General features: G+C 34.9%; 12 protein-coding genes. 7 read left to right on the forward strand and 5 right to left on the reverse strand.

The features are described from left to right. The first annotated feature begins 337 nt into the window (after nucleotides 1–337). Together BVG17_RS06105 and radA are read left to right on the forward strand one after the other, a co-directional pair. Entirely contained in the window at nucleotides 338–1,609 is a 1,272-nt protein-coding gene (locus BVG17_RS06105; RefSeq protein WP_029237667.1) for an MFS transporter, read from the forward strand. A gap of 66 nt (nucleotides 1,610–1,675) precedes the next feature. Further along, on the forward strand, nucleotides 1,676–3,019 hold the full coding sequence (radA, locus tag BVG17_RS06110) for a DNA repair protein RadA (RefSeq protein WP_063631202.1): 1,344 nt from the start codon (nucleotides 1,676–1,678) through the stop codon (nucleotides 3,017–3,019). Nucleotides 3,020–3,377: 358 nt separating this feature from the next. Here radA and BVG17_RS06115 read toward each other — a convergent pair whose 3' ends face one another. Continuing rightward, on the reverse strand, nucleotides 3,378–3,686 hold the full coding sequence (locus tag BVG17_RS06115) for a hypothetical protein (protein WP_063631203.1): 309 nt from the start codon (nucleotides 3,684–3,686) through the stop codon (nucleotides 3,378–3,380). A 537-nt stretch (nucleotides 3,687–4,223) separates the two neighbouring features. Next, nucleotides 4,224–5,135 (reverse strand): signal recognition particle-docking protein FtsY, encoded by a 912-nt coding sequence (gene ftsY, locus BVG17_RS06125; RefSeq protein WP_063631204.1) that lies wholly within the window; start codon nucleotides 5,133–5,135, stop codon nucleotides 4,224–4,226. Between the two features lie 177 nt (nucleotides 5,136–5,312). Between ftsY and iscU the strand changes: the two genes are divergently transcribed. The 4 genes from iscU to BVG17_RS06145 are packed head-to-tail and all read left to right on the forward strand — an operon-like array spanning nucleotide 5,313 to nucleotide 8,412. Beyond that, nucleotides 5,313–5,696: a Fe-S cluster assembly scaffold IscU gene (iscU, locus tag BVG17_RS06130; RefSeq protein WP_007302620.1), complete on the forward strand. Its 384-nt coding sequence runs from the start codon at nucleotides 5,313–5,315 to the stop codon at nucleotides 5,694–5,696. Nucleotides 5,697–5,701: 5 nt separating this feature from the next. Continuing rightward, nucleotides 5,702–6,088, forward strand: a complete 387-nt coding sequence (locus BVG17_RS06135; protein WP_006012614.1) for a HesB/IscA family protein — start codon at nucleotides 5,702–5,704, stop codon at nucleotides 6,086–6,088. Continuing rightward, complete coding sequence (locus BVG17_RS06140) at nucleotides 6,081–6,539, forward strand: iron-sulfur cluster co-chaperone HscB C-terminal domain-containing protein (protein WP_007302621.1); 459 nt, start codon at nucleotides 6,081–6,083, stop codon at nucleotides 6,537–6,539. Before BVG17_RS06135 ends, BVG17_RS06140 begins: the two co-directional genes overlap by 8 nt. Next, complete coding sequence (locus BVG17_RS06145; RefSeq protein ID WP_063631205.1) at nucleotides 6,517–8,412, forward strand: Hsp70 family protein; 1,896 nt, start codon at nucleotides 6,517–6,519, stop codon at nucleotides 8,410–8,412. Before BVG17_RS06140 ends, BVG17_RS06145 begins: the two co-directional genes overlap by 23 nt. Nucleotides 8,413–8,415: 3 nt before the next feature. Here the strand turns inward: BVG17_RS06145 and lepB are convergent, their stop codons facing one another. Further along, on the reverse strand, nucleotides 8,416–9,201 hold the full coding sequence (gene lepB, locus BVG17_RS06150; protein WP_063631206.1) for a signal peptidase I: 786 nt from the start codon (nucleotides 9,199–9,201) through the stop codon (nucleotides 8,416–8,418). A 199-nt stretch (nucleotides 9,202–9,400) separates the two neighbouring features. Between lepB and BVG17_RS06155 the strand changes: the two genes are divergently transcribed. Continuing rightward, the gene (locus tag BVG17_RS06155) at nucleotides 9,401–9,757 is read left to right on the forward strand and encodes a TrbC/VirB2 family protein (protein ID WP_063631207.1); all 357 of its coding nucleotides are present in this window, start codon (nucleotides 9,401–9,403) and stop codon (nucleotides 9,755–9,757) included. Between the two features lie 2 nt (nucleotides 9,758–9,759). Here the strand turns inward: BVG17_RS06155 and BVG17_RS06160 are convergent, their stop codons facing one another. Then, nucleotides 9,760–10,758 (reverse strand): pyruvate dehydrogenase complex E1 component subunit beta, encoded by a 999-nt coding sequence (locus tag BVG17_RS06160; RefSeq protein ID WP_063631208.1) that lies wholly within the window; start codon nucleotides 10,756–10,758, stop codon nucleotides 9,760–9,762. Nucleotides 10,759–10,818: 60 nt separating this feature from the next. Further along, complete coding sequence (locus BVG17_RS06165) at nucleotides 10,819–12,297, reverse strand: ankyrin repeat domain-containing protein (RefSeq protein ID WP_063631209.1); 1,479 nt, start codon at nucleotides 12,295–12,297, stop codon at nucleotides 10,819–10,821. Nucleotides 12,298–12,432 lie beyond the last annotated feature (135 nt).

Below are 12,432 nucleotides of genomic sequence, written 5' to 3' on the forward strand. Positions count from 1 at the left end.
TTAAGACAGGCCAATTTTCAGGATTAGAGCTAGCTAATAGGGGGTTTCTTTTGTCTTTTTTCTACTTGGTAAATTTCTTGATATTTGTAGCTAAAGTAATTTAAGAGAGGTGTCATCCCAGTGTCGGAGCACTGGGATGACAAGAAAAGGAGTACTGGAATGACACATTCCACCATGTCATTCCAGCGGATGACCAGATTTTTTTATTTGATCCCAGACTGGCTGGTTATGCAAGTTCCAATTTTAATAATATTTACATATAAGCCATACGCTTGAGTTGCAAAGTTCTAAAAAGCAGCCAAAATAAAAATAAGTAGACATTTACAAATTAAACTAAGTGTACAATCAACAAACAAGAGTATTGATTGCAACAATACTCTGTAGAATCGCAATATGGTATGACCATATGCTCTTTATTGATCTGGTTAATATAATTAGTAGAGAATTTTGTTATGCAAAAGATATCTACTACAGCATATTGCAATTGTTTGGAATTGCAGGACTGGGTGCAATGGTAAGACCACTTGGTGCATCTGTATTTGGTCACATTGGTGATAGGTATGGAAGGAGAATGGCGTTAACGATTGCTATCTTGCTAATATCGATTCCTTCTAGTCTCGTTGCGTTTATTCCAAGTTATAGTAAAATAGGAATAACCTCTACTATGTTGCTTCTTACAATCCATCTGATACAAGGGGTTGCACTTGGCGCTGAGCAAGGAGGTAGCTCTGTTTATCTCATAGAGCATTTACCTAATAAGAAAAAACTAGGAATGTTTTTTGGAATAATAAGTTTTGGTCGCTCCATTGGCATATTGCTCTCTGTGGTTGCAGTGATCATCTGTAAAAAAACCACTGATTTTAACGCTTGGGGTTGGAGGCTGCCGTTTATTTTTTCAGCCATTTTAGGATTAATAAGCGCATATAGTATATATACACTAGGAGAAACTCCAGTGTATGAAAAAAATCGAGAACAAAGAAATTTACCTAATTTACCAATAATAGAGCTTACAAAACGCTATAAAAGAGCTCTGATACTTGCCATTTTAATATCTGTACCTGTTAATGTTGCTGTTGGATTTACCATATTTCTTAGAACAATTGCAAAAGAAATAGTGTCTGTTGAAACTTATGTAACAACGTATGTCAACGAAGTTGTACTCATTATAACCAGTATATTAATGCCGATATCTTCAATAGTGCTTGGAATTTTAGCTGATAAAACAGGAAGAGAACGCACTGCAATCTTATTTATAGTGATAACAATGGTAATATGTTGTCCTATGTTATCTATTGCATATTACTATAAAAGCTACCTAATAATTATGTTGAGTGTGATGGCTCTTTCTATAATCGAGAGGGGTATTAATCCTATAGGGATAGTTACTGCTGAGCTTTTTCCTACTAATGTTAGATTTAGTGGTGTGAGTTTATCACGTAACATTTCTTATGCCCTGCATGGTGGATTTACTCCTATGATATGCACTTGGTTTACTATAATGTTTCCTAAAATAGACTTTGCTGCTGGGCTTTATGTAATTTTTTGCTTATTAGTCAGCTTAGTAGCAATATTGCAAATAAAACCACAAGATAAAAAGTGTGATTGGTAATTTTCTCTATTTAAATTTATTTCACTTATTTAGCTAATTTTTATTACAATAATAATTTTGGCTTTTATGAAAACTGCATACGTATGTCAATTCTGCGGTCATAGCACTGGAAGGTGGGTAGGAAGGTGTATTGCATGTGACAGTTGGGATACGGTTGTCGAAGAAATAGTACTAAAAACAGAAACGAGAAGTACATCTGCACCAATTTCAATAAAAGCGTTATCAGATAGTGAAATTATTACCCCCGATCGTTTTTTAACAGGAATAGAAGAGTTAGATAGAGTTTTTGGTGGAGGTATCGTTCAAGGTGCTAGCATTTTAATTGGTGGTGAACCTGGAATTGGAAAATCTACTCTTTTGCTTAGGATTGCAGCTAATGTTGTACAACTTTCCTCTTTTGAATGTCTTTATGTATCTGGCGAGGAATCTTTAGAGCAAGTGAGCCTCAGAGCAAAGCGTCTTAAAATAAATGAACCTAAAATTAAGCTTTTATCTACAGTATCTTTAACTGATGTAGTAGCAACAATAAGAAAAAATAAGAGTATTAAGTTCTTGATAATTGATTCTATACAAACAATGTATGATAGCAAAGTCACATCAGCACCAGGAACTGTAACTCAAGTCCGTACCTGCGCTCATGAATTGACTGTTCTTGCAAAGCAATATGGTGTTTCTCTCTTAATAGTTGGCCATATAACGAAAGATGGACAAATAGCGGGGCCTAAAACCCTGGAGCATATGGTAGATACAGTACTATATTTTGAGGGTGAAAATAGTAATCAATATCGCATTTTACGTACTATTAAAAATAGATTTGGCCCTGCAAATGAAATTGGTGTTTTTGAGATGTCTAAAGCAGGACTCATGCCTGTTGATAATCCATCATCATTATTCTTGACCGTACATGATAGAGAAGTAGTTGGCAGCGCCGTATTTGCAGGAGTTGAAGGCTCAAGACCAATCTTAATGGAAGTGCAAGCATTAATAGCAAGGACTAATATGGCAACTCCAAGAAGAGCAGTAGTTGGTTGGGATATTAATAGATTAGCTATGATAATCGCGGTTCTAAGTGCTCGTTGTAAAATGTTTTTGCATGATAAAGAAGTATACCTAAACATTGCAGGAGGACTCAAAATACAGGAACCATCAGCTGATCTTGCTGTTGCTGCTTCCCTTATTTCAAGTTTAGTAAATTTACCGCTACCAACTTCTTCAATAATCTGCGGTGAAGTTGCACTTTCAGGAGAAATTAGGAATGTTTCACATGCTGATCTCAGGCTAAGGGAAGCACAAAAATTAGGATTTAAAAAAGCGATTATGCCTAAAAATGGCAATTATTCTTCTCATGATATTGAAATAATTAAGCTTGGTCATATAAAAGAGTTAAAAGAGGTCTTCAATCACAATTAAATATTATCTGCATGAACATTTTGCTTGTGGGAAGGATGTTATCCCAGCTTCCATAATGTCATCTGAGTAGGTGACATAGGCTTCTTTTTTTTCTGGATTCCAGACTGGAATGACACCATCATACCTGTTGGAGTATGTATGTAGCCTTATCTCACACTCCTGTCATCCCAGTGCCAAGACACTGGCATCCAGTCTTTTCGTCATCAAAAACATTGTAAAGTGTTTAGCTGGATTCCAGTTTCACGCACTGACCATTTGCTGTTTTTACTCATAACTACCTTGCCTGGACGAATACGAAAACAAGTAGCTAATTATCGCATAAAAAAAAAGAAGATATAGAATATCCTCTTTTTTGTTATTAAAGATACATTAAATCTTGATTGTGTATTTCCTCTGCTATAAGCAATAATTTTTCGCTCTCATCATAAAGATTTTTTGCACTATCTGCTAATTTCTCACTAATTTGTGAATGAAGTTCGGAAAGTTCAAGACTATAAAATGGTGATTCTCGAAAACATTTTTCTAGGCATTCTTGCCGTGATGAAGTATTTTTACATTTGCTGGAGCATATACGAAGAATTCCTCCCGTTGCAGTGTGACTCGAAAGATCATCCGATTTTTGTTGTAAGTTTGCTTCCTTTTTAAAATTCCACATACTTCCTATCATAATATACTCCTTAATTTTCTAAATATATCAATACTAGAATACAAATATGAATATTATATTAATATAATCACTTTTTAAGCATGAGTGATAAGCTGAAGTGATTTTTTGTATTTTTTTTATAAAAACCATGGGCGCCCATTATTAGCTAAAGTAAAGGTCAAGTATCTGGAATTCTGGACATAAAATCCTCCTGTGTAAAAAAGAGTTAGAAAAAAATGCAGTGCACATACGACAGAGATTAAGTATGTGTGTGCACCCACGCACACTGAAGAAGATACACTACATTTTTATTGAAAAATTAACTAAAAAGTCTGCAGACTAAAGATAGATTTTGAGCTCTTAAAATATCTCTATTTGTAATTATAATAAGATTGAAAATATGCGGAAGTAATTTTTATACGTTAACGGCTCACCCAACCCACTTGCAATCTGGATCCCAGACTGGGATGGCAAGAAAAGGCTACTCGGATAGGAAGTACTGGAATGACACCATCTAAAAATTGAAGCTTGGTCATATGAAAAAGTTAAAGGAAATCTTCAATCACATTTAAACAGCGCTTCAGCAAACTCTTTGCCAGTAAATTCCCTCAGGTCTTCTATACTTTCACCAATTCCTATAGCGTGTAATTTCACCTTATAAGCTTCTGCAAGCCCAATCACTACTCCACCTTTGGCAGTACCATCTAGCTTTGTTACAATTAACCCGGTAACACCAACCATTTTACTAAAGGCCTCTAATTGGCTATAAGCATTTTGGCCAGTAGTTCCATCAAGAACTAAAATAACATCATGAGGAGCAGTATCATCCAATTTCTTTATCGTTCTATGTATTTTTGACAGCTCTTGCATGAGATTTACATTGTTTTGTAGCCTTCCTGCTGTATCAATTAAAACAACATCAACGCTATCTTTTATCGCTTGATTTACAGCTCTATATGCCACACTTGCAGAATCGCTACCGTGCTCTCCAGTAACAATAGAGCAATCAGAACGTTCTGCCCAAATATTTAATTGCTCACTCGCAGCAGCTCTGAATGTGTCGCACGCAACAAGCATAACGGATTTCCCTTTTTCCTTATATTTATAGGCAAGTTTACCTATAGTTGTAGTTTTTCCATTACCATTCACTCCGCACACCATCATTATGTGTGGTTTTTTATTCAAAATGAGCGGCTGCACTACAGGGTTTAATATCGACTCTATTTCGCTCATTAACTGCTGTGTGATAACGCTATGCTCAACTTCTGATTCAAATTTGATACTTGCGAGCTTATCAATAAGCAATCTAGAAGTTTTATGACCTATATCCATGCTAATCAGCAGCTCTTCCAGATCATCTAAAAGCGACTGATCTAATTTTTTTTTGCCAGAAAAAATATTTTTTACTCCATCACTAAAACGGGAGGAGGTTTTTAATAGTCCTTGATAAAGATTACTGAATAAACTCAAGAAATACTCCTTCTAAAATTACCATATAAAGAATGACATGCACTATATGTATTTGTAAAGTAAATACACTCGTAACCTATATATTTTGTGAGTAAAATGTACTGCTTGCTAGTGTATTTTACTTTAGTTTTTAACCTAAATATGTTATAATGTAAGTAATGGTTTACGGGTAGTTCTATGAGTTATAATGAGAAAATTTTAGATCATTACGAAAATCCAAGGAATGTTGGTTCTCTGGATAAAAATGATCCAAATGTTGGTACTGGTTTAGTTGGTGCACCATCATGCGGAGATGTAATGAAACTGCAAATAAAGGTCAACGATAAAGGTGTTATTGAAGACGCAAAATTTAAAACTTTTGGTTGTGGTTCTGCTATAGCTTCAAGTTCTTTGCTTACAGAAATGATCAAAGGAAAAACTATTGAGAATGTAACAAAGATAAAGAATACTCAAATAGTGGAAGAATTGTCTTTGCCGCCAGTAAAGATACACTGTTCAGTACTTGCTGAGGATGCTATAAAAGCTGCTATTCATGATTATCAAAATAAACAAAAACATTGAGGAATATGAGTGAATTTCAAGGAGTAAATTCTGTTAAAAAACCTATCACTCTAACTGCAAATGCAGTAGAGAGGGTAAGGTTTTTATTGGACAAAAAGAAGCATGCTAACCTTGAAGAAGCAATAGGAATAAGAGTTCTAATTAAGCAAAAAGGATGCTCTGGTTTAAAATATGATATTGAATATGCATATGATGTTCGTCCTTTGGAGTCGGTAATTGAAGAAAGCTGCAGTGATGATCAAAAAGTCAAGGTGCTGATCGATCCAAAATCTATCATGTTTATCCTTGGCTCTGAAATGGATTATGTAGAGGAAAAATTCTCATCAGGTTTTATTTTCAAAAATCCTAATGAGAAAGGAAAATGTGGTTGTGGAGAGAGTTTTCATGTCTAGCAACCATTTCACATTATTTGGAATTGAACCGGCTTTTAACATCAGCTTTGATGAGCTGGAGAAAAAATATATTGAGCTAAGCAAAACTGATATAAATGAAAGAGAGTCCAAAAGTATGGAAAATATCAACAAAGCTTATCAGGTACTGAAGTCACCGCTAAAGCGTGCCGAACATTTGTTGGATCTTTTTGACGTAAAAAGCAAAAAAGAGCATCTTGATCCTGAAATATTAAATGAATCAATGGAAATAAGAGAATACTTTCTAGACTGTGATGATTTACAATTTGCAAGTAGGATGATTGATGAAAAGGTAAAAGATTGTACTAAAAACCTAATTAATGCTTTTGCTACAAAAAATTTTGATGAAGCTGCTACGCAAGTTTTTAGATTGAGATATTTATATAAGTCATTTGAGGAGATAAAGGAAAATGCGGCCAGTTCAAATTTCTGAACCAAGTTTAAATGAGGTAGTTTTTGGTATAGATCTTGGAACTACTAACTCTTTAATTGCCATGGTAAATAAAGCTGGCAATGTAGAAATATTTAAAGATGAGCAAGGTCGTGAACTATTACCTTCTGTCATTTCATATGAAAAGGATGTACTAAAAGTAGGCTACGATGTTGGCGAAAACGCTATCTGCTCTATAAAACGCTTAATGGGTAAAAGTGTTAAAGACTTGCATAAAGAAGGTATCAATTGTGAAATAGATAACGAAAGTGAAAAAGTTATTAGGGTAAAATGCTCAGAAGAAAAGTATCTCACTCCTATTGAGATCTCTGCTGAGATACTAAAAACTCTATGCAAGAGGGTAAAAAAATTCACAGGGATGAAAGTTAACAAAGCAGTGATTACTGTACCAGCTTATTTTGATGATTCAGCACGTAACGCAACCAAATATGCAGCAAAATTAGCTGGCATAGATGTTCTTCGCCTCATTAATGAACCAACCGCTGCAGCACTTTCTTACTCCATTGAAAAGAACAATAACAGTGGCATATATGCAGTTTATGACCTCGGTGGTGGAACATTTGACATTTCAATATTAAAATTACATCAAGGAGTGTTTCAAGTTCTTGCAGTTGGTGGTGATACTAAACTTGGTGGTGATGATTTTGATCATCTACTTAGTTTAATCGTGCTTGAAAAGTATAGAGAACAGGTAGGTTTAAATAAAAAATGCTCTAGTGTCATCCCAGTGCTCCGACACTGGGATCCAGAAAGTTTGATTGCAAGTGAACACACCAGAAAGTTATATAATAAGAACTGGATTCCAGTGTCAAGCACTGCACCATCTGATACAACTACCTACAAATTACAACATTCATACACTAAAACTGGTATCTGCAATATACGTGCTATAAAAGAGTACCTAAGTGAAGATACCTCTGGCACTTTTGAATTCAGCATCAATGGTGAATTATTTAAGTGCAAAATTACCAAAGAAGAATTCGAGCAAGCAATCAGTCCTTTGGTTAATAAGACTATAAATATAGTTACTCGTACTATAAGCAACATAGATCTTAAAATCGATGATATAAAAGGGGTAATTTTAGTTGGTGGCGCAACTAGAGTGCCATTAGTGCAAAATTCACTAATCAAACTCTTTGGCAATAAAGTGCTGAATGATGTGGATCCGGACAAAGCAGTTGCCAATGGGGCAGCTTTGCAGGCTCATTATTTAACTTCAAACTCAAAAGATAGGAATATTCTCCTTGATGTGCTGCCTTTATCACTTGGCATAGAAACTATGGGGGGAATAGTTGAAAAAATTATACCAAGAAATACACCACTACCAGTTTCAGAAATAAAAGAGTTTACAACTTACGCTAACGGGCAAACAGCAATGAAAATTCACGTTTGTCAAGGAGAACGTGAAATGATAAAAGATAATAAATCTCTAGCACGATTTGAACTCAAAGGTATACCACAATTGCCTGCAGGTTCTGCAAAAGTTGAAATAGGATTTACAGTTAGCATTGATGGAATATTGACTGTCACTGCAAGAGAAAAAACTACTGGAGTCGAACAGACAGTTAAAATAAATTCAAGCTCTGGCTTAAATGAAGAAGATATTCAAGATATGGTCAATCAGTCAGTAAGTAACTTTGATGAAGACATGAAGGCTCGTTCCCTTGCAGAGGCTAAAATTAACGGTAACAAGCTCATACATCTAGTTGAAAATGTTTCCACTGAGCAAAAGTTAAAAATTTTACTACAGAACGCAAAAGACGCTTTACAGGAAAATGACTTAGACAACATTAATAATGCTATCGCTGAGTTAGAAAATTCTGCTTTAGAATTATGCGAATCATCAGACAGATAGAATTTACACAACTTTGTGCAGTATCCTTTCAAATCTCAGGGCAACAGGTAATCTAAAGTTAAATGGTAACCAATCAACTTTGCCTAATTTAAACGATAAACCAACCATGCTTACGCGCCCAACTATATTTTCAGTTGGTATTAACCCAATTTCAGAAAACCTGCTATCAAAAGAATTATTTCTATTGTCTCCCATAACAAAAAATTGATCATCAGGCACATAATAAACTGGAGTATTGTATGATAACTTATTAGAAACATTATCTATTAGAATTTCATGCTCCTTGCCGCTCGGGAGTGTTTCGATGTATCTTGCTATATTACGCTTTGACTCATAATCAAAAAAATTTTCAATTTGTCTTCGCTTTACTTTCTGATCATTTAAATATAACTCCCCCTCTATCATTTGCACTTTATCGCCCGGTATTCCTATTACCCGCTTAACAAATCTAATGCTGTCATTTCTTGTAGGCTTGAAAACTATTATATCACCACGCTCCGGAGGGGTATAAAAGATTCTACCGCTAAAGATGTTTGGAGAAAATGGAAAAGAGTGTTTACTATAACCATATGAATATTTACTAGTAAAAATATAATCTCCCTCAAGTAGAGTGCTTTTCATTGAACCAGAAGGAATATGAAATGGCTCAAATAAAAAACTACGTATTGATAGCGCAATTAGTAGCAAAAAAAACAGTGAAGATAAAAACTTTCTCGTTCTTGCTATCCGGTTCTCTCTCAATTCTTTCAATTTTATTTTCTTCATAAATTTAAGCTTATCATAACACATAAAAGTGGTAATGTGAAATTTTACTCATGGGTGTTATTGCTCTTTTTCGAAAGTCGAAATAAGCTCTCAAGTAATTGACAATGATTGACAAACAATAGACATCATTTGCTATGCAATATTGTATAAATCACAATGCTAGTTTTACTGAAAATTATACTATTTTAGATATAATTATAATATTTAAACTTAAGGTATAGGGATGAACCCTACAATTAGAAAGGTTTTTTGTATTCTACTTATGGTATTATTTATTTCTTTTTCTCATGTTGGAAGTGCTGCTAACTCTAATGACGATACAACTGCTCAAGTAATATGTAATATTATTGGCTACGTTTGGGGAATAGGTGGACCGCTTATGACCGTAGTGATAATAGGAGCAGCTTTACTTGCAATATTTGGTAGAATGCCGTGGCCTGCTCTTTTCGCCCTCGGTGTATTTTGCGCTGTGTTTTTTGGCGCTAAAACTATTGTCATAAAAGTAATGGGTGGTATAAACTCTACAAATGCCTCTTTTATGGAAGAATGTGGAACGGGAGATAAAAAAAAGAGTCAATAGGGCTATTTCTTTCTAAAGCAGACTTGGTGCACAGCTTCAACTATATCTTCCACTTGTGGTAATGCTTTCTTTTCTAGGTTTGCAGCATAAGGTAAGGGGACATCCTTGCCGGTTACCCGTACAACCGGAGCGTCAAGGTAGTCAAATCCTTGCTCCATAACCATGGCTGAGAGTTCTGCTCCTATTCCTGCAAATGGCCAACCCTCTTCTATGCTTACTAATCTATTGGTCTTCTTAATAGAGTTAATAACTGTTTCAGTGTCAAGTGGTCTTAAGGTTCTGAGGTCGATAACTTCAGCTTCTATTCCTTCACTAGAGAGTAAATCTGCTGCATTTAACGCATCCATTAGTTTCAATGAAAAAGCAGTGATAGTTACATCCTTTCCTTCCCGTATAACAGCAGCTTTGCCTATCTCAAGTAGATAATCTTTATTTGATAGCTCAGAATCAGGAATCTCATGTTCATGCCCATAAGCGATCTCGTTTTCTAGAAATATTACTGGATTAGGATCACGAATTGCAGCTTTAAGCAGACCTCTGCAATCAGAGGCAAAGTAAGGTGCTATTACTTTCAAACCTGGAACATGCGAATACCAAGATGCAAAGCACTGAGAATGTTGTGCGGCAACTCTTGCTGCAGCTCCATTTGGTCCACGAAACACTATAGGGCATCCAAGTTGTCCACCTGACATATAATTTGTTTTTGTTGCAGAATTCACAATTTGGTCAATAGCTTGCATAGAAAAATTAAAAGTCATAAACTCAACAATAGGTTTGAGCCCAGCAAACGCTGCTCCAACAGCAAGACCAGCAAATCCATGTTCGGTAATAGGTGTATCAACTACCCTATTTTCTCCGAACTCTTTCAGTAATCCTTTTGTTACTTTATAAGCACCATCATACTCTGCAACTTCTTCACCCATGATAAATACATCAGGGTCATTTTGCATTTCTTCTCTGATTGCCGTGCATAACGCTTCTCTTACACTTAAGCTTGCCATTTGTAAATCTGTAAATTTCAACTGAAATAACTATATCAAAATTACCAGGAAGCGCACAAGTTAAGTTTTACAGGCATCATGTTGCATTGAGCATTGAATACTTACTTCTTGTAATTCAGTAGGTTGTGTTAATAGTGCGTATGTAACTCCACTGACTATTAATGAAGACATCACAGAAGTTGCAATCATCAATAGAATTGGTAATTGGAAAGCTATACTAAAGGCAACACCTACTGTCAACATAGTTACAAAATTTACAGAAGCAATTTTTAAGAAAGACAGTTGTCCTTTTTCTGTTTTTTCTAGTAATACTTTATTTGCTTTGGTTTTGCTTAATGCACTATTAAGTGTTGTATTCTCGTTTTCCAGATCTTTTATTTTTTGCTTTAGTGATTGATTCTCTTTGTTGAGCTTGCTAAGTTCTTCCAACTTAATCTTATGTTCATTTAAATCATTAGAGTGCTGACCTTTTATTTTTTCTAATTCACTATTAAGAGTTGTGTTTTTACTTTTTAGATCTTGTATTTGTTGTTTTAGTGATTGATTCTCTTCACTGAGCTTATCAAGTATTTCTAACCGAGTCTCATGTCCAGCTACGTCACTCTTTAATTTTTCTGGTTCTTTCTCAACATGTTTTAATTCTTTACCTGGCTTTTCTAACTTCCGAATTTGTCTATCTTGCAACTGAATTTGAGGTTGCAGACTTTCTAAAATTTGGTCATTAACTTCATTAGCTGCTCCGTCGTTATTTATTTCAGAGCAGAAAGAAGTATCAAATGTAGCCTCAGACTCTAGACCGCTGTCGTCACTACTAACGCTTTCACCAATAGGAGTCTGTTTACCACTATATGTAACACTTCCTCTTTGCGTTGACTCAAATTTTTCTACCATATTCTTAACACCAGCATGTAAGTATTGCTCACTTACTATACTGTCACTACTTTCGCACGTAACAGGAGCCTGTTCACCACTACGTATGGTATTGTATTGTTCCACAGAATTTATAACATCTGATGATGTATCAGTTTTTTTCTCATGCTTTGTATAAAAATTTTGTTCTGCTTCCTCTAACATTTGTACTATTGCTTCCTTATTTTCTGTATTACCTACCACCTCCCTTGGAGTCTTATTTTTACTTTTTAATGAAGGATTCACTCGATCATCACTTAGTAGTTGTTTTACCATGCTTTCATGTCCACAAGAAGTAGCAATATGCAAAGCAGTTAGCCCATCATTTTTAGAACCATCTTTTACTCGAGCGTTAACACTTGCTTTCTTTTTTAGTAAGAGTTCCACTATTAACATATTGTTGCATGCTGTAGCAAGATGTAACAACGTCCAATCTTCTGCAGCTTCTTCTGAAATTTTTATACTAAATTGATGTTCTTTACTAAAATTTCTACTAAACTTGTTGTACTCTCCTGCATCTTTTCCTTTTAACTCATTCTTTATTTTTTCAAGTAAATTATCTTCATCCAAATCGCTACTTTCACCTACCTCATTTATTATTTCAAAAAACTTCTCCTTCTCTATTGCCATAACCTTTCCCTCTAAATTTATTTTTATCGCTGCATGATCTCACAAAAAAGTTAAATTTATCAAAATTCTATATTTTATATAAAATAAAATTTGCTGTTTCCAAGAATTGGTAAGCATGTTTTTGATGAGATTGTA

Source organism: Wolbachia endosymbiont of Laodelphax striatellus, assembly GCF_007115015.1.
Lineage (GTDB): Bacteria > Pseudomonadota > Alphaproteobacteria > Rickettsiales > Anaplasmataceae > Wolbachia.